We start from the raw sequence: 23,960 nt of genomic DNA on the forward strand, positions 1-23,960 counted from the left end.
GAGTTCGGTCCGGCATCCGCTGTGCCGCCGGAGCGGGTGCGGCAGAGTGTGATCCATGACGCAACCCAGTGATGTGGAGATTGCCGCCACCACCCCCATGCGGCCCATCGAAGACGTCGCCGAACGAGCCGGCATCCCGGCTCGGGCCTTGTACAAGTACGGCGATCACAAAGCCAAGGTCGACGTGCGACACGTCGCCGCTTCGGAGCGCAGGCCCGGTTCGAAGCTGGTGCTGGTGACCGCGACCAGTCCGACCCCGGCGGGTGAGGGCAAGACGACGACCAGCGTCGGTCTCACCGACGCGCTCAACCAACTGGGCGAGAACGCGATCGTCTGCCTGCGCGAGCGCTCGCTCGGTCCGGTGTTCGGGATGAAGGGCGGCGCGGCCGGCGGTGGTTACGCGCAGCTGAACCCGATGGCCGACATCAACCTGCACTTCACCGGCGACTTCGCCGCGATCGCAGCGGCCCACAACCTCTTGGCTGCAATGCTCGACAACCACCTGCACCACGGCAACGAGCTCGGCATCGACCAGCGGCGCATTCTGCTCAAGCGGGTGCTCGATGTGAACGATCGGGCGCTGCGCGACATCGTCATCGGACTCGGCGGCGTCATCAACGGCATCCCGCGCGAGTCGGGGTTCGACATCGTCGTGGCCTCCGAAATCATGGCGATCTTCTGTCTGGCCACTTCCCTGGAGGACCTGCGCGAACGGATCGGACGCATCGTCGTGGCCCGCACGCGTGACAACAAGCCGGTGACCGCGGCCGACCTGAAGGCCGACGGCGCGATGACAGCCCTGCTCAAGGACGCGTTGTCGCCCAACCTCGTCCAGACCCTCGAGGGCAACCCGGCGTTCGTGCACGGCGGTCCCTTCGCGAACATCGCGCATGGTTGCAACTCGGTCATGGCGACGAATGCCGGTCTCGCACACGCAGACTGGGTCGTGACTGAAGCAGGCTTCGGTGCCGACCTCGGCGCGGAGAAGTTCGTCGACCTCAAGTGCCGCATGACCGGGCTGCGTCCGGACGTCGTCGTGATCGTTGCGACGATCCGTTCGATGAAGTACCACGGCGGCGTTGCCACGGCCGATCTGACGACCGAGAACCTGCAGGCGTTGGACGACGGTCTGCTGAACCTCTACCGCCACTTGGAGAACATCCAGAACGTCTTCGGTCTGCCGGTCGTCGTGGGCATCAACCGTTTCCCCTCCGACACCGACGCCGAGATCGACCTGCTGCGCAAGCGCATGGCCGACCGCGGGGTGTCGGTGCAACTCGCGACCCACTTCGCCGACGGTGGCGAAGGTGCACTCGACCTGGCGCGCGCCGTCCGACTCGCCGTGGCCGAGAGCCCGTCACCCGACCTGCAGTTCACCTACGGCGACGAGGTCTCCTTGGAGGAGAAGCTGCACGCCGTTGCGACGCGCGTGTACCGCGCGGGTTCGGTCGACATCCCGGCCGCGGTCCGCAGGCAGATCGCCGCACTCGAGGCGGAGGGGTACGGCGACCTGCCGGTCTGCGTCGCCAAGACCCAGATGTCCTTCTCGACCGATCCGGCATTGCGCGGAGCGCCCACTGGACACACCCTCGAGGTGCGGGAGGTCCGTCTCGCCGCCGGCGCAGGCTTCGTCGTCTTCGTCTGCGGCACCATCATGACGATGCCAGGATTGCCGAAAACTCCTGGCGCAGAACGTATCTCGGTCGATGCGGAGGGTCAGGTCACCGGTCTGTTCTGAGACTCGCCGAGTGGCCGGGCTGTGAACCGGTGGCCGGGACATAACCCGGCCACCCGACCGTAGCCCGGCCACTCGGCGAGTCAGACGTGAGTCAGACTCCGGTGCCGACCAGGCTGCCGATGCCGAAGGTCACGGCCATCGCGAGCGATCCGCCGAGGACGTTGCGAAGGACGGCGGCGCGCACGTTCGCCTCGCTGAGACGGGCGCTGACGGCGCCGGTGATCATCAAACCGATGGCGACCGCGAGGAAGGTCACCGGCACGTTGATGCTGCTCGGCAGCAGGATGACCAGCACCGGCAGCAGCGCCCCGAGAGTGAACGCGCCCATCGAGGCCCAGGCGGCGTGCCAAGGGTTGGTGTATTCGTCGGGATCGATCCCGAGTTCGACCTCGGCGTGCGCGGCGAGCGCGTCGTTGGCGGTGAGCTTCACCGCGACCTGTTCCGCGAGCTCGCGATCCAGACCCTTGCTCTGGTAGATCTGCGTAAGCTCCTCGAGTTCCTCCTCGGGCATCTCCTCCAGCTCGCGAATCTCTTTGGCGATCAACGCTTTCTCGCCGTCGCGCTGAGTGCTGACCGAGACGTACTCGCCGGCCGCCATGGAGAGTGCTCCCGCGACCAGTCCGGCGCTGCCCGCGACCAACAAGGACTGACGGTCGTTGGTCGCACCGGCGACACCGATGACCAGCCCCGCAACGCTGATGATGCCGTCGTTGGCACCCAGCACTGCGGCGCGCAACCAGTTGAGCCGGCTGGCCGTGCTCTCGGTGTGCGGTTCGTCGGGGTGCGGGACGACGGCGTCCGCCTTCGTGGCGTCGGTGCTCATGCCGTTCCTCCCTCGCGTCGTCTGTCTGTGCACGCAAGTGTGCACGCAACTGTGCACGGAGCGCTCCATCCAACTGTGCTCGGGCGAAGCGGCGGTGTCCACGAAGGGAAGGCTCATCTGACCAGCCGGCAGCAGGCCTATCGTTGCCGCATGGCAACCGATGATCTGAAGGATTCCTGGCGCGCACTGTTCGCGCTGTTGTTCGGGTTCTTCATGATCCTGGTCGACTCCACGATCGTCTCGGTCGCGACGCCGGCGCTGATCGAGGGACTGGGCGCCGACATCACCGGGGTGGTGTGGGTGACCAGCGCCTACCTGCTCGCGTACGCGACGCCGCTGCTGATCACCGGACGCCTCGGCGACCGCTTCGGTCCCAAGCGGGTGTACCTCGTCGGGCTCACCGTGTTCACGCTTGCGTCCTTGTGGTGCGGCCTGACGTCGTCCATCGGCGGGCTCATCACCGCGCGCGTCGTGCAGGGCGTCGGCGCAGCCCTGTTGTCGCCGCAGACGATGACGATCATCACCCGTATCTTCCCGGCCGAACGGCGTGGCGCCGCGATGGGTGCGTGGGGCGCGACCGCGGGAGTCGCGACGCTCGTGGGTCCCATCCTCGGCGGCGTGCTGATCGACGAGCTCAGCTGGGAATGGATCTTCATCATCAATGTGCCGATCGGGGTGCTCGCGTTCGTGCTGGCCTGGCGACTGGTGCCCGACCTGTCGGTGCAGTCGCATCGCTTCGACCTGCTCGGTGTGGGGCTGTCGGCGGTCGGGATGTTCCTGGTGGTGTTCGGTATTCAGGAGGGACAGCGTTATGACTGGGGCACCATCACGGGGTTCATCTCGGTGCCACTGCTGATCATCGGGGGACTGCTCGTCCTGGCCGCCTTCGTGTACTGGCAGCGGGTGAACCGATCCGAGCCGTTGGTGCCGCTGGTCCTGTTCAGCAACCGCAACTACTCTCTTGCCAACGTGGCGATCGCGACCGTCGGACTGGCGATCACCGCGATGGCGTTCCCGATCATGCTCTGGGCGCAGGTGGTGCGCGGCTGGACGCCGACCCAGGCGGCGCTGCTGCTCGCACCGATGGCCCTGCTCACCGCCGCGCTCGCACCCTTCGTCGGACGCCTGGTCGACCGGATGCATCCGCGGATCCTCGCCGGGTTCGGGCTCTCCTGCTTCGTGGTGGCGCTGGTGTGGCTCGGGTACCTGCTCGACCGAGACACGCCGTTGTGGCTCGTGCTGATGCCGATCCTGCTGCTGGGCGTCGCCAACGGCTTCATGTGGTCACCGCTGTCGGTGACCGCAACGCGCACCCTGCCGCCGCAGCGAGCCGGCGCCGGTTCGGGTGTCTACAACACCACCCGCCAGGTCGGCGCGGTGCTCGGCAGTGCCGCGATCGCCTCGTTGATGGAGGCTCGACTGGCCGACCGGCTCGGCGCGGGGGTGGGGTTGACCTCACCGGAACCCGGCGCCGCCGGAGGATCGATCGGTCACATTCCGCACGTCGCCCACGAGTTCTCCCGCGCGATGGGTGAATCGCTGTACCTGCCGGCGGCCGTCGTCCTCATCGGCGTCGTCGCCGTGTTGTTCTTCACTGATCCGCACGGTGTGAAGGCGGACGCGTGAACCGGCACGTCGTCGGGGCTGCGATCGTCGACGATCTGGCTGCACCGACGCTTCTGCTCGCGGCCCGCAGGTCAGCCCCCGCAGCCCTTGCCGGCGGCTGGGAGTTCCCCGGCGGCAAGGTCGACGAGAGTGAGAGCCACGAGATGGCGATGCACCGAGAACTGTTGGAGGAGTTGGGAGTTCACGTCCATCTCGGCGACGAGGTGCCCGGTCCGCAGGACGGCGGTTGGCCGCTCGGCGAGAACTATCTGATGTTCGTCTTCTTGGCTGTCATCACCTCGGGCGTACCCGCGCCGCTGGAGGATCACGACGAGTTGCGCTGGCTGCCGCTCGATGATCTGTTCGACGTGGGCTGGTTGCGCGACGATCTGCCGATCGTTCACCTGCTGCATTCGCGTTGGTCACGGGTGGGCTCGTAGGCTCGGCCCCGTCAGCGCATCCGTCGGCAGGGGAGAGCCCGATGAAGTACGTCGAGAACAAGGTCGTCCTGATCGGTGCCGGCGCGGTCGGCATCGCCTACGCGTACGCGCTGGTCAACCAGGGCATCGCCGACGAACTGGTGCTGCTCGACACCGACGAGAACCGCACCCGTGGCGAGGTCACCGACCTCAACCACTGCGAGGCGTGGGCGCCGAGTCCGATCACCGTCACCCACGGCGGCTACGAGGAGTGCAGGGACGCCGCCATCGTCGTGCTGTGTGCCGGTGCTGCTCAGAAGGCCGGCCAGACCCGGCTCGACATGGTGGGCACCAACGTCCGCATCACCCAGGACATCGTCAGCGAGGTCATGGCGTCCGGGTTCGACGGCATCTTCCTGGTGGCTACGAACCCGGTCGACATCCTCACCTACGCCACCTGGCGGCACAGCGGTCTGCCGTCGGCACAGGTGCTCGGATCGGGCACCAGCCTCGACACGGCGCGACTGCGGTACAACCTGGCGCAGTACTTCGAGGTGGCCACCACCAACGTCCACGCGATGATCATCGGCGAACACGGCGACTCCGAGCTGCCGGTGTGGAGCGCCGCGTCGATCGCGGGCCGCTCCCTCGCCAAGCGCATCGCGGCGAACCCGCAGATCGAGGCCGACATCGAGGACATCTATGTGCGGACGCGGGACGCCGCCTACGACATCATCGCCGCCAAGGGATCCACCAGTTATGGCATCGGCATGGCGCTGGCCCGCATCACCCGGGCGATCCTGTCGAACCAGAAGGTGACGCTGCCGGTGTCCGCGCTGCTCGAAGGGCAGTACGGCCAGGAGGGCATCTACATCGGGGTGCCGGCCAGCATCGGCCGCCGCGGGGTGCGCGAGGTGGTCGAACTCGACCTGGACGACCAGGAGACGCAGCGCTTCACCGCCAGCGCAGACACGCTACGGGCGGTCATGCGCGAGTTCTGGCCCGAGGCCTGAACCGAAAACGCGTGAGACGTGGTCGCTTTGCACCAGGACGACCACGTCGCACGCGTCTTTCCGGCCTACAGCTTCTCGGGCTCGAACATCGACCCGGCCTCGTCGGAGGAGTCACCGGTCTGGTCGGTGGCGACCGCCTTGACCTCGTGCGGCTGCAACTCCCCGGACGCGATCTGCTCGGCGTAATGGCAGGCGACCCGGTGTCCCTGGGTCACGCCGTCGATCTGCACGATGCGCAGTTCGGGACGGTCCGTGTCGCACTTAGTCTCCTGCTTCCACGGGCATCGGGTGTGGAAACGGCAACCGCTCGGCGGGTTGGCCGGGCTCGGAAGGTCGCCGACCAGGATGATCCGTTCCCGACTGTCCTCGACGACCGGGTCGGGTACCGGGACTGCTGACAACAGCGCGCGCGTGTACGGGTGCAGCGGGTGCGCGTACAGGCCGTCGGCGTCCGATTCCTCGACCAGTGAGCCGAGGTACATCACGCCGATGCGGTCACTGATATGGCGCACCACCGCAAGGTCGTGCGCGACCACCAGATAGGTGAGTCCGAACTCTTCCTGAAGGTCTTCCAACAAGTTGATGACCTGGGCTTGCACCGACACATCGAGCGCGGAGACGGGCTCATCGGCGACGATCAGCTTCGGGTCCACCGACAGTGCCCGGGCGATACCGATGCGCTGACGCTGCCCGCCGGAGAACTCGTGCGGGTACTTCTTCAGAGCAGCGGGAGGCAGACCCACGGCCGACAGCAGTTCGCGCAGCCGCTTGTTGGCGGCCGCCTTGTCCTTCGCGAGTCCGTGGGCGTTCATGCCCTCGAGCAGCAGCGCCTCGACGGTCTGGCGGGGGTCAAGGGAGGACAGCGGGTCCTGGAAGACCATCTGCATGTCTTTGCGCTTGCGGCGCAATTCCTCACCCTGAAGCGAGGCGACGTCGACGCCGTCGAAGATCACCGTGCCCTCGGTCAGGTCTTCCAGGCGTAGCAACGCACGTCCGAATGTCGACTTGCCGCAACCGGATTCGCCGACCAGACCGTACGTCTCGCCGCGCTTGATCTGCAGGTCGACGCCGTCGACCGCGTACACATAGCCGACCGTCTTGTCGAAGATCACTCCCCGCTTGATCGGGAAGTGCACCTTCAGGCCCGTGACGTCGACCAGGACGTCGTCGCCGTCGGAGCGGTTCGTGCGGTCCTGTTCGGTGGTGGCGGTGCTCATCGGCGGTCCTTCCCTTCGATCGGGTTGAAGCAGCGCAGGAACCGGTCTGCGTCGAAACCGGGTTCGATCTGCTCCAACTCGGGGGTCTGCTCGGTGCACCGACCGATCGGCTGCGAACACCGCGGCGCGAACGCGCAGGCCGACGTCCAGGGCAGGTTGTCGGCAACCGAACCGGGCACCGGGTTGAGACGGCCGCGGGGCGCGTCCAACCGGGGGATCGACTGCAGCAGACCGTAGGTGTACGGGTGACGCGGCTGGGCGAACAGGTCGTGGCGCGCAGCACGTTCGACGATGCGTCCGCCGTACAGCACGTTGACCTCCTCGCACAGTCCGGCAACGACGCCCAGGTCGTGGGTGATCATCACCAGAGCGGTTCCCGAGTCACGGACGAGTTCGCCGAGCAGGGTGAGGATCTGTGCCTGAATGGTGACGTCAAGGGCGGTGGTCGGCTCGTCGGCGATCAGCAGGCGAGGCTTGCAGGCGAGCGCCATTGCGATCAACGCGCGTTGACGCATGCCGCCGGACAGTTGGTGCGGGTACTCCTTCAACCGCCGATTCGGGTCGGGAATGCCGACCTTGTCGAGAAGCTCCTTCGCCTCCGGCATCGCCTGTTTGCGGGAGAGGCCGCGGTGTCGCTCGATGACCTCGGTGACCTGAATGCCCAGGGGTACAACGGGATTGAGCGAGGACAGTGGGTCCTGGAAGATCATCGCGACGTCGCGTCCGCGGCGTTCACGCATCTGGTTGTCCGACAGGGACAGCAGGTCGGTGCCCTCGAACTCGACGGTGCCGGAGACCTTGTTGCCGCGCTTGGGAAGCAGGCCCATGATCGCCATCGACGTGACCGACTTGCCGCAGCCCGACTCACCGACGAGACCGACGGTCTGGCCGGGGCGGACGTCGAAGGACACTCCGTCGACGGCACGGAAGGGCTTCTTGCCCTTCGTGCCGAAGTCGACGGTCAGATCGCGCACGCGCAGCAGCGCCTCGGACGAGGCAGGCCGGCGCCGCGGGGTTGTTTCAGTGGTTGTCGTCACCGTGGGTCACCTCCGGGACTTCGGGTCGAGGGCTTCGCGCAGGGACTCACCCATGAGCGTGAAGCCGAGTGCGGCGGCGATGATGCACAGCGCCGGGTAGACCGCCATGTGCGGGAAGGCGTCGACGAGGTCCTGCGCCTTGCCGAGCATCTGGCCCCACTCGGGCGAGGTGTCGTCGGGGTTGCCGGCGCCGAGGAACGACAGCGCGGCCGCGTCGATGATCGAGGTGGCGAACACCATCGTGGCCTGCACCAGCACCGGCGACAACGAGTTGGGCAGCATGTGCCTGAACACGATCGCCGACGGTTTCACACCGAGCGCACGCGCGGCGAGCACGTGATCGCTGGAGCGCTGCGCCATCATCGAACCGCGCAGCAACCGGGCGAAGGTCGGTGTCATCGCGACGCCGATCGCCACGATCACCGTGGTCTGCGAGGCGCGGCCGAACATCGCCGCGATCGAGAAGGCCAGCAGCAGTGACGGCAGCGACAGCATGATGTCGACGATGCGCATCACCAGCGAGTCGACCCAGCCACCGAGGGCGCCGGCGAGGGTGCCGAGGATCAGCCCGCCGACGAAGGCGAAACCGGTCGCGCTGAACGCGATGATCAGCGTGTTGCGCGAGCCGTAGATAAGTCGGCTCAGCAGGTCGCGGCCGCTGGTGTCGCCACCGAGCGGGTAGCCGTCCTGGGCGTCCGGCACCTGGTGGTTGGCCGAAACCTGGTCGATGAGGTCGCGCGCCGTCGGGTCGTGCGGCGCGAGCAGCGGCGCGAAGATCGCCATCAGGAAGATCAGTGCCACGATCACCGCACCGATGATGAACATCGGGTTGCGGCGCAGCCGCTCCCAGGCGCTGGCGATGAGGCTGACGCCCTCGCCGTCCTTGATGCCACCGGCGTCGACGTCGGAACGCGCGGTAGACTCGGCGAGCTCGTCGATGCGCGCCTTCTTGGAGTTTGCGTTGAGAACCATCGTCGATCACCGGATCCTGACGCGCGGGTCGATGTACGCGTACGCGATGTCGACCAGCAGATTGATGAGCACGTAGGTCAGTGCGGCCATGATGATCAGCACCTGCACCACCGAGTAGTCGCGGGTCTCGAAGCCGACCTTCATCGCATCGCCCAGCCCAGGGATCGAGAACACCGTCTCGGTCAGCACCGCACCGGTGAGCAGACCACCGACCTGCAGACCGATGGTGGTGACCACCGGGAGCATCGCGTTGCGCAGCACGTGGCGGGTGCGGATGGTGGCCGGCTTCAGACCCTTGGCCTCCGCGGTGCGGATGAAGTCCTCGTCCAGCACGTCGAGCACCGACGCACGGGTGATGCGGAAGATCACCGCGAACGGGATGGTGGCCAGGGCGATCGCCGGCAGGATCAGGTGTTTCGCGGCGTCCCATGCGGCGTCGTACTCGCGGGTGATGAGTCCGTCGAAGATGAAGAACCCGGTGACGCGGGTGGCGTCGAGCTCGGGACTCTGGCGACCGGCGACCGGCAGCAGGTGCCAGTCGACCGCGAAGAACTGCTTGAGGATCACCGCGAGGAAGAACACCGGCACGGCGACGCCGACCAGCGAGACCAGAATGCCCAGCCCGTCGAAGATGCCGCCGCGCCGCTTCGCCGCGAGGTAGCCGAGGGGGATCGCGGTGATGAGTGCCAGCACGATCGCGAAACCGGTGAGTTCGATCGTGGCGGGGAGGCGGTCGAGGAACACCTTCATGGCGTCGGTGCCGGCCGCGACCTGCGAGCTCACACCGAAGTCGCCGCGCAGGGCGTTGGTGAGGAACTTCCAGTACTGCACCGGCAGCGGCTGGTCGAGACCGAGGGTCTTGCGCAATTGAGCGGCGCGTTCGGGGGTGGCGCGCTCACCGAGCATGGCGGACACCGTGCCGCCGGGGAGCATGCGCAACCACACGAAGATCAACAGAGACAGCGCGAACAACACGCCGATCATCTGGATCACCCGGCGGGCGATGTAACGCAGCAACGCGGGCTCCTTCCGTGGGGGTGGGGTACGTGGTCGGCCGGCTCACGGGGCGAGGGTGCCGGCAGACGAACCGGCGGCCGTGCCCGGTAACACTAGGACACGGCCGCCGGCTACGGCTGAACCTTGCTTACTTCTTGGGGCTTACTTCTTGACCGCGGTGGAGAAGTCCTCCGAGGTCAGCGGGCTGGCCACGATGCCGCTGATGTTCTTGCCGAACACGATCGCCGGCGGCGAGTTCGAGATCGGCAGACCGGGCAGGTAGTCCTTCATCAGCTTCTCGCTCAGCTTCTTGTACGCAACCGTGCGCTGTCCGGCGTCGACGATGCTGTCGGCGTCGGTGATCTCCTTCTGCAGCTGCGCGCCCCACGGGTAGGAGGTGACGCCCATCTGCTTGCCGATGAAGAAGTTGGCCAGGAAGTTGTCCGGGGTGTTGTAGTCACCGGTCCAACCGATGAAGAACGCCGGCGACGCACCGTTGGAGGTGCCGTCGGTGTAACCACCGGCCCACGGCTTGGTGACCGTGTTGACCTTCACGCCGACCTTCTCCCAGTCGGCCTTGACGGCCTGGAAGATCTTCTGCGGGTCGGGCATGTAGGGGCGGGTGACCTCGGACGGGTACCAGAGGTCGATCGACAGGTTCGACTGTCCCGCCTCCTTGAGCAGGCTCTTCGCCTTCTCCGGGTCGTACTTGTACTGCTGCACCGCGTCGCTGTAGCCGTCGACGGTCTTCGGGTACCACTGGGTCGCCACCGTCGCGCCCTCGGGCAGCTGGGTCTTGACCAGCTGGTCACGGTTGATCGCGTAGTACAGCGCCTGGCGGACCTTGAGGTCCTTCAGTGCGGGGTTCTTCGTCGGATTGAGGCCCAGGTAGAGGATGTTGAAGGCCGGACGAACCATGAGGTTCATGCCCGCGCTCTTCAGCGAGGCCCAGTCGACGGGGTTCGGCAGGTCGTAGCCGTCGACGTCACCGGCCAGCAGCGCCTGCTTGCGCGAGGTGCCGTCGGGGATGATCTTGAAGACCAGCTTGGCGACCTTGGCCTTCTCGCCGTAGTAGGAGTCGTTGCGCACCAGGGTGACCGTCTTGTTCTGCACGTCGTACGACTGGAACTTGAACGGGCCCGTGCCGGTCGGATACTTGGCGGCGTACTCCGACTGGGTGATGCCGTCGCCCTGCGCCTTGACGTCGTTGGCCTTGTACTTCTCCAGCGCCGTCGGCGACTGCATCGACCAGGCCGGCAGGCCCAGCAGCGCCGGGAACTTCGAGGTCGGACGCAGCAGCTTCAGCTCGACGCTGTCCTCGCCCTTGGCGGTGCAGCCCTGGTAGAGGTCGGTCTTCGACTTGTTGAAGCCGCCCATGTTGTCGTTCCAGTACGACGCGGCGGTCTGGCCGGCCTCGTTCTGCTTGTCCATCCGCTCGAAGTTCTTGCACACGGCGTCAGCGTTGAACGGGGTGCCGTCGGAGAACTTCACGCCGGTGCGCAGCTTGAACGTCCAGGTCTTGCCGTCGGAGCTGGGGTTCCAGCTGGTGGCCAGGCCCGGCGTGAGGTCGGCGGTGCCCGGCTTGAAGTCGACCAGGCCCTCGAACATCTGCCGAGCCGGTCGGAACGACTCGCCGTCGGTGGCGTAGAAGGGGTCGAAGGTCTTGGGCGCACCCGCGGCGGCGAAGGTCATCGTGGCGTTCGACTGGCCGCCGCTCTCGGACCCCTTTCCACCCTCTTCGCGCTTGGACTCGGCACAGCCGCTTAGCACCAGCGCGGCTGCGCTGACAACGGCGAGCGCGGAGGCCTTCCTGGAGGTCTGCATCTTTTCTCCTCATCGTGTGGGCGGGCAGCATGGACCCTGCCCCGTACGGATGTGGCGACCCTAGACCGCATGTGAGGACATACACACGGGCATCGCCCAGGCTGTTACCGATCTGAGTCCTGGTGTCCGGTCAGGCCGTGCGCGGTCGGGGACCGATGGTCTGTGGTCGGAAGCAGTGTGCCCGGGATGAGAGAATCGCGGTCATGCCCTTGAAGACCCGCGACGACGTTCGAAACGTCGCCATCGTTGCTCACGTCGACCACGGCAAGACCACTCTTGTCGACAAGATGCTCTGGCAGACGGGTGCGTTCTCCGAACGCCAAACCGTCGAGACGACCGGTGAGCGGGTGATGGACTCCGGTGACCTCGAGCGCGAGAAGGGCATCACGATCCTCGCCAAGAACACCGCGATCAGCTACGACGGCCCCGCCGCCGACGGCCAGAAGATCACCATCAACATCATCGACACCCCCGGCCACGCCGACTTCGGCGGAGAGGTCGAGCGCGGCCTGTCGATGGTCGACGGCGTCGTGCTGCTCGTCGACGCGTCCGAGGGCCCGTTGCCGCAGACCCGCTTCGTGCTGCGCAAGGCCCTCGCCGCGCATATGCCGGTGATCCTGTGCATCAACAAGGTCGATCGCCCCGACTCGCGCATCGAGGAGGTCGAGGAAGAGGCCTACGAACTGTTCATGGACCTGCTCGACGACGCGCAGGGCAACATGGACCAGCTCGACTTCCCGGTCGTGTACGCATCCGCCAAGAACGGTGTCGCCTCGACGGTTCGTCCGGCGAACGGCGAACTGCCCGAAGGCGATTCGATGGAGCCGCTGTTCAAGACCATCCTGGAGACGATCCCGGCACCGTCGTACGACGACGACGCTCCGCTGCAGGCACACGTCACCAACCTCGACTCCAGCAACTTCCTCGGACGCCTGGCGCTGCTGCGTATCCACAACGGTGAGATGCACAAGGGCCAGCAGGTCACCTGGTGCCGTCATGACGGCACCCAGCAGAAGGTGAAGATCACCGAACTGTTGATGACCCAGGGCCTGGAGCGTCAGCCCGCCGACAGCGCCGGTCCGGGTGACATCATCGCCGTCGCCGGTATCCCCGAGATCACCATCGGTGAGACGCTCGCCGACCCGGAGAATCCGATCCCGTTGCCGCTCATCACGGTCGACGAGCCGGCGATCTCGATGACGATCGGCACCAACACCTCGCCGCTGGCCGGCAAGGTGCGTGGTGCGAAGGTCACCGCCCGCCTGGTCAAGGACCGCCTCGACCGCGAACTCATCGGCAACGTGTCGCTGCGCATCCTGCCGACCGAGCGTCCGGATGCCTGGGAGGTGCAGGGCCGTGGTGAGTTGGCGCTCGCGATCCTGGTCGAGCAGATGCGGCGTGAGGGCTATGAACTGACCGTCGGCAAGCCGCAGGTGGTCACCAAGGAGATCGACGGCAAGACGCACGAGCCGGTCGAGGCCCTGACCATCGACACGCCGGAGGAGTACCTCGGCGCGATCACGCAGATCCTCGCGGCGCGCAAGGGTCGCATGGAGCAGATGACCAACCACGGCACCGGCTGGATCCGGATGGAGTTCAAGGTGCCCTCGCGCGGCCTCATCGGCTTCCGCACGGAGTTCCTCACCGAGACCCGCGGCACCGGCATCGCGCACCACGTCTTCGACGGCTACGAGCCGTGGTACGGCCAGATCGTCACCCGCATGTCGGGTTCGATGGTCGCCGACCGTACCGGCCCGGTCACCGCGTACGCGATGGTCAACCTGCAGGAGCGCGGCGTGCTGTTCGTCGAGCCCGGCACCGAGGTGTACGAGGGCATGATCGTCGGCGAGAACTCCCGCGCCGACGACATGGACATCAACATCACCAAGGAGAAGAAGCTCACCAACGTGCGTGCCTCCTCGGCGGACAACTTCGAGAAGGTCATCCCGCCGCGCAAGCTGTCGCTGGAGCAGAGCCTGGAGTTCTGCCGCGAGGACGAGTGCGTGGAGGTCACGCCCGAGAGCGTCCGTATCCGCAAGGTGATTCTCGACGCCGGTGAGCGCAACCGCGCTGCATCGAAGGCGCGTAACGCCGAGAAGTCCTGAGCCGCAACGTAATTGGATGGTGACCCCGATGAACCAGAGTATTGACGGCCTACCGGTGGATGTCGACCCCGACGCCTACCGGCAGGCGATCGGACGTCTGGTCACCGGGGTCACCGTCGTCACCACTGTGGCCGACGGGCACGACCACGCGATGACGGCGAATGCCGTCACGTCGGTGTCGCTCGATCCGGTGCGGTTGCTGATCTGCGTGGAGCGGGAGGCTCGTTTCCACGACGCCGTGATGTCCGCGGGTGTCTGGAGCGTCAACATCCTGGACGCTTCGCAGCGCGCCGCCGCGGCGTGGCTCTCGACGCGGGGGCGCCCCCTGCACAGTCAGCTCGATCGGGTGCCGCATCACCGTGACGAGACGGGTGTCGCGTTGCTCGACGGCGCGCTGGCAACGATCGTGTGTCGAACCGGTGACACGCTGGTGTCCGGCGACCACACGATCGTGGTCGGCGACGTACTGTCGTTGCACATCGCCGACCAGCCGGGGGAGGCGCTGGTCTATTTCAGGGGCCGCTTCGGCAGCCACAAGTAGATCGCGCCTGCGCGGTGTGGCCCGGCGACAAGCGGGGGTCGGCACGGATCAAGGCATGGACAGATGGGTAAGAAAGCAGTGAGTGATAAGCCTTCGCGTCGGGGCCGCTGGATCGCCGCGATCGCCGGTGGCACGGCGGTCGTCCTGGGTCTGGGTTACGTCGGCACTGCTGCCGCCGTCACCGACAAGATCCCCGACGGCACCACGATTGCAGGCGTCGACGTGGGCGGCATGACGAAGGCGAAGGCCGAGGACGCCGTCTCGACCCGAACGCGTTCGACGATGAATCGTCCGATCACCGTGAGCGCCGAAGGCAAGAAGTTCACTCTGGACGCCGCCCGTTCCGGTCTCTGGCTCGATCCGGGCCGGGCGGCCGACGGACTCACCGGGTTCTCGCTGAATCCGTCCGTGGTGGGCAAGCACCTGTTCGGTGCGCGCGAGAACCGTCCCTTGACGGCGAAGGCAGACACTCAGAAGTTGGCTGCTGCGATCACCGCGGCCGCCGGCACCTTCAAGGGGTCCGCCGTCAACGGGTCGGTGAAGTTCAACAACGGCAAGGTCGACGTCGTCCGTTCCAAGGACGGCACCGGCATCCACGCCGACGCCGTCGCCCAGCAGATCGCGAAGGGTTGGCCGGCCAAGACCGAGTACACCGCCACCATCGGCCACGTCGAGCCGCCGCTGACCAATGCCGAAATCGACGCCTTCGTGAAAGACTTCGCCGGCCCGGCGATGAGCGGGCCGGTCACCATCAAGGTCGGCGCCAAGACCTCCAAGGTCACGCCCGTCGCGCTCAGCGCCGTGCTCAGCGCCAAGGTCCAGGACGGCACGTTGAAGCCGGTGATCGACGAGGCCAAGCTGCGCGAAGTGCTCGACACCCTGTCCGGTGAACTCACCACACCTGCGCAGAACGCGCACTACGGTCCGGGTGGCAGCATCGTGGAGGCCAAGAACGGCTCCGAGGTGGACCCTGCAGGCGCCGGCCCGCTGCTGATCAAGGCGCTGACCGACCCGACCCGCACCCTCACGTTGAAGTCCAAGCCGGTCAAGGCGGCGATGGTGGCCGCCGACCTGAAGAACCTCGGCACCGAGAAGATCTCCGAGTTCGTGTCGCGCTACCCCGGCGGTGCCCAGAACGAATCCCGCACCAAGAACATCCAGGTCGCGCTGGCCAAGATCAACGGCATGGTCATCGCACCCGGTGAGCAGTTCAGTCTTCTGCAGTCACTGACTCCGATCACCAAGGCGAACGGCTACGTCGAGGCCGGGGTGCTCGTCGACGGCATCCACGAGAAGGGCACCGGCGGTGGCATCTCGCAGGTCTCGACGACGATGTACAACGCCGCATTCTTCGCCGGAGTCCGTCTGGACGAGCACACACCACACGCCTATTGGATCCCGCGGTACCCGATGGGACGCGAGTCCACGCTCTGGGTGCCCACGATCGACCTGCGGTGGACGAACGACACCGGCCGCCCGATCCGCATCGAGGCCGGCACGCAGAACAGCGCCGCGGTGATCAGGTTGTACGGCACAAAGACCTTCAACGTCTCGACGAACACCGGACCCCAGTTCGCATTCACCGAGCCCAAGACGCGCTACATCACCAAGAAGGGGTGCGAGGTGCAGGCGCCGGCTCAGGGCTTCAAGGTCACCGTCACCCGTGTCGTCACCGACCTCTCGGGCAAGGTGGTCAAGAACGAGGCGAACACCACGAAGTACATCCCGTCCGACAAGGTCGTCTGCGGCCCTGACCCGAACGCCCCGTCGACCTCGACGGCGCCACGGGCGTCGGCCACCGGCGCGGCTGCGTCGAGTCCACCGACCACACCGGCCACCACACCGGTGTCTGCCTCGGCGTCTGCCTCTGTGTCTCCCTCCTCGACCGCACCGGCGGCGACGTCGACCAAGAAGTAGATTCTGGGGCGTGAGCACCACCCCTTCGATCGCTGCCGACGCCCTGCGCCGGGCCGGAGTCCGTGATGTCCTGGCCGACGGCACGAATCGCGCCGCGTACTCGACCGACGCCTCGCTGTACCGCTTGCTGCCGACGGCGGTCGTGCGTCCGCACGATCGGGACGAGGTGCTTGCGACCTTGTCAGTCTGTCGTGAGCTCGGGCTCCCGGTCGTGGCACGGGGAGCGGGCACGTCCTGTGCCGGCAACGCGATCAGCAGCGGGGTCGTGCTTGATTTCTCGCGGCATATGAACACGTTGCTGTCCCTGGACGCGGAGGCAGGTATTGCCGTCGTCCAGCCGGGCATCGTCCATGCAGCCCTGCAACGACAGGCGCTCGCTGCCGGGTGGCGGTACGGTCCTGATCCCTCGTCGCACACCCGCTGCACGATCGGCGGCATGATCGGCAACAACGCGTGCGGATCGAGGGCATTGGGCTACGGCAAGACCTCGAACAACCTGCTCGCGCTCGAGTCGGCGCTCGCCGACGGCACCGTGCTGCGAACGTCCGTGGGTGCTCCTCGCAGCGATGTGTCGGCGTCCGCGCCGGTGCTCGGCGAACTGGACGCGCTGGTCGGCTCCTCGCTGGCGCTGATCCGACAGGAGTTCGGCCGATTCGGACGTCAGGTGTCCGGCTACGCGATGCAGGAACTGTTGCCGGAGAACGGTTTCGACGTCACACGGTTTCTTTCCGGGTCGGAGGCGACGCTGGCCGTCGCGACCGAGGCAACCGTCCGACTGGTGAAGGAACCCGGAAGGCGCGTGTTGATCGTGCTCGGCTACGCCGACATCTACGACGCCGGCGATGCCGCGGCCGGGCTGTTGCCGTTCGCGCCGATCGCCGTCGAGGGGATGGACCGCAGGATCGTCGATGTTCTCGCCGCCCGACGCGGACCGGCCGCGGTACCGCCGCTGCCGCGCGGAGACGGCTGGCTGTTCGTCGAGTTGGCCGGTGAGGACGACGGGGAACTGCAGCGTCAGGCCGAACTCGTTGTGGCACAAGGGTCCTGCCTCGATTCGATGATCGTCACTGATCCCGTCGTTTCTGCCTCGCTCTGGCGGGTGCGTGAGGACGGCGCCGGACTGTCCGGACGCTCACCGCGGGATCTGCCGGCCCATGCCGGCTGGGAGGATGCAGCCGTTCCGCCGGCGGAACTCGGTCCGTACCTGCGCGAGTTCGACGACCTGCTGGTCGAGCACGATCTTTCCGGGCTTCCGTACGGTCACTTCGGTGACGGGTGCCTGCACATTCGGATCGACTTCCCGTTGGCCGCGCCGGGAGGGACGTCCCGGTTCGGTGACTTCCTGGACGCGTCGGCCGAGCTCGTCGCGAAGTACGGCGGTTCGCTGTCCGGGGAGCACGGGGACGGCCGTGCACGCAGCGGACTACTGCCGCACATGTACTCACCGCAGGCCATCGAACTGTTCGCTCGGGTCAAGCAGATCTTCGACCCCGACGGTCTGCTCAACCCCGGAGTGCTCGTCGACCCGGATGCTCCGACCGCACACCTGCGCATCCCTGCGGCGAGGAAGCCCGCGGTGCCGCTCGCGCTGCGCTACCCGCATGACGGCGGCGACTTCGCGCAAGCGGTCCACCGCTGTACCGGCGTCGGTAAGTGCCGCGCCGACAACAGCGGCACGCACGGAGTCATGTGCCCCTCCTACCTCGCCACCGGCGAGGAGAAGGACTCCACGCGAGGCCGCGCCCGTGTCCTGCAGGAGATGCTCAACGGAGAACTCGTCAGCGGCTGGGACGCGCCCGAGGTGCACGACGCTCTCGACTTGTGCCTGTCGTGCAAGGGCTGCCTGTCCGACTGCCCGACCGGCATCGACATGGCCTCCTACAAGTCCGAGGTGCTGCACCAGACGTACAAGGGCAAGCGACGTCCGGCGTCGCACTACTCATTGGGCCGTCTGCCGCAGTGGGTTCGCCTGAGCCGCAAGACTTCTCGTCTTGCTTCGACGCTGAGTGGCGTGGGTGACAGGTTCGCGTTCGCCAAGAAGCTGGCCGGCGTCGACCCCCGTCGCTCCATCCCGCGATTGGCACCGCGCACCTTCCGTGCCTGGTGTCGCGACAACGGTGTGCCGCTGTTCGATGCGGCGAACGTCGAACCCGGCCAGGTCGTTCTTCTGGTCGATACCTTCACCGACTACTTCGCGCCCGACACCGGAGCGGCTGCGGTCCGGGTTCTGCGTGCCGCTGGTGCGCAACCGGTCATCATGGAGCGGGACGGATGCTGTGGGCTGACACTGATCAGCACCGGCCAGCTGGATGAGGCGAAGGAGACCCTCGGCAGTTCCATTGATGAGCTGGATCTCGCTGCAGCACAAGGGCTTTCGATCGTGGGTCTCGAGCCGTCATGCACGGCGGTGTACCGGAGCGATGCCCACGAACTCATCGGCGGCGAGGCGTCCGACCGGGTGGCGGGCGCGGTTCTCACGTTGGCGGAGTTCCTGTCGTCGTTGCCCGACTGGCGTGCACCGGACCTGTCCGGTCGCGCGATCATCGCCCAGCCGCACTGCCACCATCACGCGGTCATGACCTGGTCACCCGATGCGCAGTTGCTCAAGGCTGCCGGAGCCGACGTCCGGCGACTGTCGGGTTGCTGCGGTCTTGCCGGCAATTTCGGTGTGGAGCAAGGGCATTACGAGGTATCGGTCAAGATCGCGGAGCAACAGCTGCTCCCTGCGCTCGAAGCTTCACCTGACGCCGTCCTGCTCGCTGACGGTTTCTCCTGCCGGACCCAGGCCGATGACCTCGCCGATCGCAAGGGTCTTCACCTGGCACAGATCCTCGACCAAGCGCTCTGAGGGCCGGGCACCTCGGCGATCGAGCAGCAGCGGGTCAGCGGCTCGCTTCGTGCACCATGATCGCCGCCTGGACGCGGTTGCCGGCGTCGAGTTTGGCCAGGATGCGCGAGACGTGGGCCTTCACGGTGGGGACGCTCATGTAGAGATCGGCCGCGATGTCGGCATTGGACAACCCGCGGCTGATCAGGACCGCAACTTCGTGCTCGCGATCGGTGAGTCGCTCCAGGCGGGCGGCGTTCGCGGGGTTGTCGGGCGTGGATGCAGTGACCCGGTCGACCAGTTGCCGGGTGACGCTGGGGGAGAGCACCGGCTCGCCCTCGCAGACCGCCTTGACCGCGCCGACGAGACGCTCGGGTCGCGAGTCCTTCAGCAGGAAGCCGCCGGCACCGGCGCGCAATGCCTGCACCACGAGGTCGTCGGCGTCGAACGTGGTCAGGACGATGACGTGTGGCGCGTCGTCCGCCGCACGCAGCGTCGCGGTGGCTTTGATGCCGTCCATCACCGGCATCCGGATGTCCATGAGTACGACGTCCGGCTTACAGTCGCGGGCGATATCGAGCCCGGCAGCACCGTCGCTCGCCTCACCCACCACCTCGATGTCGGGCGCGCCGCCGAGGATCATCCGCAGCCCGGCGCGCACCAGAGCGTCGTCGTCGACCAGCAGTACCCGGATCACACGCCGACCTTCTCACTGTCGCGCAGCATGGGCAGCACCGCCTTCACGACGAACCGCTCCGATCGGTCGATGCCGTAGTGCAGCGAGCCGCCCGCAAGTTCCACCCTCTCGGTGAGTCCCAACAGACCCAGTCCTGATTCCGGCAGACCGGTCTCCTGTCGGGTGACGGGGTTGCTCGTGCGGATGCGTAGGCTTACCTCGTCGCGATCGATGTCGATCGTGATCGGGACCCCACGCGCGTGCTTGCGTCGGTTGGTCAACACCTCCTGCACGACCCGGAAACCACTGCGAGACAACGATTCCGGGATGTCGTCAAGGTCCCCATGGATGACGAGATCAATCGGTCCGTCGTCGGTCGGGGTGTCCTGCACGAGAGCCTGGACGGCGGACAGATTGGGCTGTGGCGGTTCGATGCCCACGTTCTCGGCGTCGCGCAGGACGCCCAACACCTCGCGCAGCTCGGTCAGCGCAATCTGCGAGTTGTCGCGGATGATCTCTGCGGCCTCGCGCACCTGCTGTTCGGACAATCCGGTGCGATAGGCGAGCGCGCCGGAATGCATGGCCACCAGCGAGATCCGGTGAGCCAGGACGTCGTGCATCTCGCGGGCGATGCGGCTGCGTTCACCTAGTCGGGCTTGCTGGACGCGTGATTTCTCCTGTTCGCCCGCGGCCTGGACTTGGCGACGTAGGTTGGCGACCAACTCCCGGCGGGCGCCGATCGCGACGCCGACAGCCACACAGAAGGCCGTGCTCAGGAGCGACATGATGACGGAACTCATGATGTCGGCGGTGGAGCGCTGCGGCATGGGGTGCAGCAGTTCGTAGACGACCTGGCCGCCCAGCCACCCGATGGATGCGACCACGATCTCCGCCCACCGGCGGCGGGTGCTCAACGAGATGAAGGCGATCGCCGCAGGAGGCACCGCTGCGACCGCCACCGACGACAGCACGATCGTCGAGGCACAGATCGCGATCGGCCGGCGACGCCGGAAGAACAGCAGGCCCAGGGAGGCGAGGCCAGCCCCGATCTCGACGATCCACCAGCGCGACTCGGCTTCGTAGCCGGGGTAGTTGCTGGTGGCGAGCACCAGCACGAGCACGACGCTCAGGATCGTCGCCGAGCCGAAGCGCCATGCCTCGCCCCAGGCGTGCCTCAAGCGTCCCGACGAATGCGCCGGTGCCTGCGGTGCGGAGGGACGAAGAGCTGCGGTCATCGCTCCAGCGTAGGCAGTGGCGGGGCAGGCCAATATCCGTCCCTGGTCGCAGCCGACCCCCTACGAAAGTCGCACCAGGTGCATCCCCGAGGCCGATGCGCCGGCGTCCTCGGACGCGAAGGATGGTCACCATGATCGAAGTCAACGGATTGACCAGAACCTACGGAGCGCATCGCGCCGTGGACGACGTGACCTTCCGGGCCGAGCCCGGCCGGGTCACCGGCTTCCTCGGTCCGAACGGTGCCGGCAAGTCCACCTGCATGCGGATGATGGTCGGGCTGACACCACCCACCGCCGGTACTGCGACCATTCTCGAGCGGCAGTACACCGCGCTGCCGAACCCGGGCCGCCACGTGGGGGTGTTGCTCGATGCGTCGGCCCAGCACCCGGGGCGCACCGGACGTGAGGTACTTACTCTCGGCGCTCGCACGATGGGTCTGCCGAAGGGGCGGGTCGACGAACTGCTCGAAGTCGTGGGCCTCACCCCCGTCGAGGCGAAGCGTCAGGTGCGCAACTACTCGCTCGGCATGCGCCAGCGGCTGGGGATCGCCCATGCGCTGCTCGGTGACCCCAAGGTACTGATCCTGGACGAGCCGGCCAACGGACTCGACCCGGCGGGCATTCGCTGGATGCGCAGTCTGCTGCGTGGCTTCGCGGACGAGGGCGGCACCGTGCTGCTGTCCTCACACCTGTTGCACGAGATCGAGGTGATCGCGGACGACCTCGTGGTCATCGGCCGCGGTCGCATCGTGGCACAGGGGGCCAAGCAGGAACTGCTCGCTACAGCAGGCACTTCGGTCACCAGCACCGACAACCAGCGCCTGGGTGAAGCTCTTGCCGGACAAGGCGTTTCGGTGACCGCTGTGGGGCAGAAGCTGCGCGTCGACGCGGAACCGATCGTTGTGGGCAAGGTTGCGCTGCAGCACCAGATCGTCCTGACCGAACTCACCAGTGCCGGCGCCGCCGGGCTCGAGGACATGTTCCTCCAACTCACCGCGGGCGACGCCCGAGAAGGGGTCGCAGCATGAGCAACGCCACCACCGACCAGCACCTCGACAAGGCACTGTCGGGTGTCCGGCTGCCGTCTCGACTCGATCCGGGCGAGGTATCCCGAGTGCCGTTCATGCGCCTGGTCTCCGTCGAACTGCGCAAGCTCATCGACACCCGCAGCGGGCGCTGGCTGCTCATCGGCATCGCGTTGGTGACGGCCGTCGTTGTCGCGATCCTCGCGTTCACCGGTAAGGCGGACACGAACAAGGACTTCGGCAACTTCCTCGGTGCGACGATCATTCCGCAGAGCTTCCTCCTGCCGATCCTCGGCATCATGGCCGTCACCACCGAATGGTCGCAGCGCACCGGGCTGGTGACTTTCACCCTCGAACCCAAGCGGGCACGGGTCGCCGTCTCGAAGCTGCTGGCAGTCCTCATCGCCGGCTTCGCCATCGTCGCACTCGGTGCGCTCATGGCTGCAGGCTTCACGCTGCTCACCGACATGGTGCGAGGCTCCGACCCGTCGTGGTCGGTCTCGTGGCAGGTGGTCGTCGGCATCCTGGTCGCGCAGTTGATCAATGTCGGTATGGGTTTCGCGTTCGGTGCGCTCATCCAGAACACCCCCGGCGCGATCGTCACCTACCTGTTCCTGCCGATCGTCTGGTCGATGGTCGCCTCCGTCTCCTGGATGCGCACGGTCGGTGAGTGGGCCGACACCGGCCAGACTCTGCAGCCGCTGTTCGATGCGCAGATGCAAGGTGACGACTGGGCCAAGCTCGCCGTCTCCGTGCTCATCTGGCTGGTACTGCCGCTGACCCTCGGCATCTGGCGGATGGTGCGAAGCGAGGTCAAGAGTTCCTGAGCTCGCGAGTGCCGCGGGTCCTGTCGCTCTTCGGGGGGAGCGACAGGACCCGTTCGCATGAAGTTAGGCTTACCTTATGTCTGATCGTCCGCGCCGCGTCCCGAAGTCCGTCACCGTCGTCCGCACCGAGCAAGTGGCACCGCAACTCGTCCGGGTGGTCGTTACCGGGGACGATCTGGCGCAGATCGGGGAACTGGAGTTCACCGACCACTACGTGAAGTTGCTCTTCCCGCCGGCGGGCGCAGACTACGCGTGGCCGTTCGATCCCGAACTCATTCGCGAGGAACGTCCGCGCGAGCAGTGGCCGGTGACCCGCACCTACACGATCCGCTGGTTCGACCCGAGCACCCGTCATCTGGCGCTCGACTTCGTCGTTCACGGGGACGCCGGCATCGCCGGGCCGTGGGCCGCGCGCGTGCAGCCGGGGGAGAACATCGGGTTCATGGGTCCCGGTGGAGCCTGGGCGCCCAGCCCGGACGCCGACGTCCACCTGTTGATCGGTGACGAGTCAGCGCAGCCGGCCATCGCCGCCGCCATCGAACGACTTCCCGCCGGAGCTTCGGCGAAGGTCTTCGTCGAGGTTCGCGACGTCGATTCGCACATCCCGATGCCGGCCGGGGAGGGTGTCGAGATCACCTGGGTGTACCGGGAGGAGGAGCGTCTCGGCCACGGGCACAGTCTCGCTGCTGCGGTGCGGCGTGCCGAATGGCCGGACGGTGAGGTGCACGCGTTCGTCCATGGAAACGCCGACATGATCAAGGACCTGCGCAAGTACCTGTTCATCGAACGGGGCCTGCCGCGTGACCAGGTTTCGATCTCCGGTTACTGGCGTACCGGGCAGGACGAGAACGCCTGGCAGGCGGGCAAGCGTGAATTCGTCGAGCAACTCGAGGCCGAGGAGTCCGCGCTCGAAGAGGCACACTGACACGACGTCGGTCCGTCAGAGGCCTTCGGTGTCCCGGTAGGTCTGTAGGAGTCCGGGTTCGGTGGTGTAGGTGCGGCCGGTGGGTGTGGTCCAGGTGCACACGCCGGCGGTGTTCATGACCACCTGCCAGCCGCTTTGTTTCATTTTGTGGTGGTGTCGGCACAGGCATTGCAGGTTGTTGTCGGTGGTGGGTCCGCCGCGTTGGTAGGCGGTGACGTGGTCGGTGTCGGTGAACACC

The 23,960-nt window shown here is 66.7% G+C and carries 20 protein-coding genes; 11 read left to right on the forward strand and 9 right to left on the reverse strand.

From position 1 onward, the window contains the following. Positions 1-55 precede the first annotated feature (55 nt). On the forward strand, positions 56-1,738 hold the full coding sequence (locus EU513_RS11900) for a formate--tetrahydrofolate ligase (RefSeq protein ID WP_129626200.1): 1,683 nt from the start codon (positions 56-58) through the stop codon (positions 1,736-1,738). Between the two features lie 91 nt (positions 1,739-1,829). On the opposite strand, the gene EU513_RS11905 is transcribed toward EU513_RS11900, so the two are convergent. Continuing rightward, on the reverse strand, positions 1,830-2,561 hold the full coding sequence (locus EU513_RS11905; protein ID WP_129626202.1) for a VIT family protein: 732 nt from the start codon (positions 2,559-2,561) through the stop codon (positions 1,830-1,832). A gap of 150 nt (positions 2,562-2,711) precedes the next feature. Between EU513_RS11905 and EU513_RS11910 the strand changes: the two genes are divergently transcribed. The 3 genes from EU513_RS11910 to EU513_RS11920 are packed head-to-tail and all read left to right on the forward strand — an operon-like array spanning position 2,712 to position 5,598. Next, positions 2,712-4,187 carry a DHA2 family efflux MFS transporter permease subunit gene (locus EU513_RS11910; protein ID WP_129626204.1) on the forward strand — a complete coding sequence of 492 codons (1,476 nt, stop codon included), beginning with the start codon at positions 2,712-2,714 and terminating at the stop codon, positions 4,185-4,187. Next, the gene (locus EU513_RS11915; protein ID WP_129626206.1) at positions 4,184-4,606 is read left to right on the forward strand and encodes an NUDIX domain-containing protein; all 423 of its coding nucleotides are present in this window, start codon (positions 4,184-4,186) and stop codon (positions 4,604-4,606) included. Before EU513_RS11910 ends, EU513_RS11915 begins: the two co-directional genes overlap by 4 nt. 41 nt (positions 4,607-4,647) lie before the next feature. Next, positions 4,648-5,598, forward strand: a complete 951-nt coding sequence (locus EU513_RS11920; RefSeq protein WP_129626208.1) for an L-lactate dehydrogenase — start codon at positions 4,648-4,650, stop codon at positions 5,596-5,598. A 65-nt stretch (positions 5,599-5,663) separates the two neighbouring features. Here EU513_RS11920 and EU513_RS11925 read toward each other — a convergent pair whose 3' ends face one another. The 5 genes from EU513_RS11925 to EU513_RS11945 all read right to left on the reverse strand — a co-directional run bounded on the left by EU513_RS11925 (position 5,664) and on the right by EU513_RS11945 (position 11,644). Further along, the gene (locus tag EU513_RS11925; RefSeq protein WP_129626210.1) at positions 5,664-6,815 is read right to left on the reverse strand and encodes an ABC transporter ATP-binding protein; all 1,152 of its coding nucleotides are present in this window, start codon (positions 6,813-6,815) and stop codon (positions 5,664-5,666) included. Continuing rightward, the gene (locus EU513_RS11930; RefSeq protein ID WP_129626212.1) at positions 6,812-7,852 is read right to left on the reverse strand and encodes an ABC transporter ATP-binding protein; all 1,041 of its coding nucleotides are present in this window, start codon (positions 7,850-7,852) and stop codon (positions 6,812-6,814) included. Before EU513_RS11930 ends, EU513_RS11925 begins: the two co-directional genes overlap by 4 nt. Positions 7,853-7,858: 6 nt before the next feature. Next, the gene (locus EU513_RS11935) at positions 7,859-8,824 is read right to left on the reverse strand and encodes an ABC transporter permease (protein WP_129626214.1); all 966 of its coding nucleotides are present in this window, start codon (positions 8,822-8,824) and stop codon (positions 7,859-7,861) included. A gap of 6 nt (positions 8,825-8,830) precedes the next feature. Further along, a complete protein-coding gene (locus EU513_RS11940) occupies positions 8,831-9,841 on the reverse strand; it encodes an ABC transporter permease (RefSeq protein ID WP_129626216.1) in 1,011 nt (336 codons plus the stop codon). A 141-nt stretch (positions 9,842-9,982) separates the two neighbouring features. Beyond that, the gene (locus EU513_RS11945) at positions 9,983-11,644 is read right to left on the reverse strand and encodes an ABC transporter substrate-binding protein (RefSeq protein ID WP_129626218.1); all 1,662 of its coding nucleotides are present in this window, start codon (positions 11,642-11,644) and stop codon (positions 9,983-9,985) included. A 203-nt stretch (positions 11,645-11,847) separates the two neighbouring features. On the opposite strand from EU513_RS11945, the gene typA reads away from it, so the two are divergent. The 4 genes from typA to EU513_RS11965 all read left to right on the forward strand — a co-directional run bounded on the left by typA (position 11,848) and on the right by EU513_RS11965 (position 19,055). Beyond that, positions 11,848-13,749 (forward strand): translational GTPase TypA, encoded by a 1,902-nt coding sequence (gene typA / locus EU513_RS11950; protein WP_129626220.1) that lies wholly within the window; start codon positions 11,848-11,850, stop codon positions 13,747-13,749. Positions 13,750-13,777: 28 nt separating this feature from the next. Further along, the gene (locus EU513_RS11955) at positions 13,778-14,290 is read left to right on the forward strand and encodes a flavin reductase family protein (RefSeq protein ID WP_240796037.1); all 513 of its coding nucleotides are present in this window, start codon (positions 13,778-13,780) and stop codon (positions 14,288-14,290) included. Between the two features lie 78 nt (positions 14,291-14,368). Then, on the forward strand, positions 14,369-16,207 hold the full coding sequence (locus tag EU513_RS11960; protein WP_168990262.1) for a VanW family protein: 1,839 nt from the start codon (positions 14,369-14,371) through the stop codon (positions 16,205-16,207). A gap of 10 nt (positions 16,208-16,217) precedes the next feature. Continuing rightward, positions 16,218-19,055: an FAD-binding and (Fe-S)-binding domain-containing protein gene (locus EU513_RS11965; protein ID WP_129626226.1), complete on the forward strand. Its 2,838-nt coding sequence runs from the start codon at positions 16,218-16,220 to the stop codon at positions 19,053-19,055. 34 nt (positions 19,056-19,089) lie between these two features. On the opposite strand, the gene EU513_RS11970 is transcribed toward EU513_RS11965, so the two are convergent. After that, the gene (locus tag EU513_RS11970) at positions 19,090-19,731 is read right to left on the reverse strand and encodes a response regulator transcription factor (protein ID WP_205744764.1); all 642 of its coding nucleotides are present in this window, start codon (positions 19,729-19,731) and stop codon (positions 19,090-19,092) included. Beyond that, positions 19,728-20,945, reverse strand: coding sequence for a sensor histidine kinase (locus EU513_RS11975; RefSeq protein ID WP_129626228.1), 1,218 nt, complete (start codon positions 20,943-20,945; stop codon positions 19,728-19,730). The genes EU513_RS11970 and EU513_RS11975 overlap by 4 nt, the downstream gene beginning before the upstream one ends. Positions 20,946-21,076: 131 nt before the next feature. On the opposite strand from EU513_RS11975, the gene EU513_RS11980 reads away from it, so the two are divergent. From EU513_RS11980 to EU513_RS11990, 3 genes are all read left to right on the forward strand, one after another. Continuing rightward, entirely contained in the window at positions 21,077-21,973 is an 897-nt protein-coding gene (locus EU513_RS11980) for an ABC transporter ATP-binding protein (RefSeq protein ID WP_129626230.1), read from the forward strand. After that, a complete protein-coding gene (locus tag EU513_RS11985) occupies positions 21,970-22,797 on the forward strand; it encodes an ABC transporter permease (RefSeq protein WP_129626232.1) in 828 nt (275 codons plus the stop codon). Before EU513_RS11980 ends, EU513_RS11985 begins: the two co-directional genes overlap by 4 nt. A 76-nt stretch (positions 22,798-22,873) precedes the next feature. After that, entirely contained in the window at positions 22,874-23,722 is an 849-nt protein-coding gene (locus tag EU513_RS11990; protein WP_129626234.1) for a siderophore-interacting protein, read from the forward strand. 15 nt (positions 23,723-23,737) lie between these two features. On the opposite strand, the gene EU513_RS11995 is transcribed toward EU513_RS11990, so the two are convergent. Next, positions 23,738-23,960 (reverse strand): HNH endonuclease (locus EU513_RS11995; RefSeq protein WP_129626236.1); only part of this gene is annotated, 223 nt, incomplete at its 5' end.

The organism is Yimella sp. RIT 621 (assembly GCF_004146205.1).
GTDB lineage: Bacteria > Actinomycetota > Actinomycetes > Actinomycetales > Dermatophilaceae > Yimella > Yimella lutea.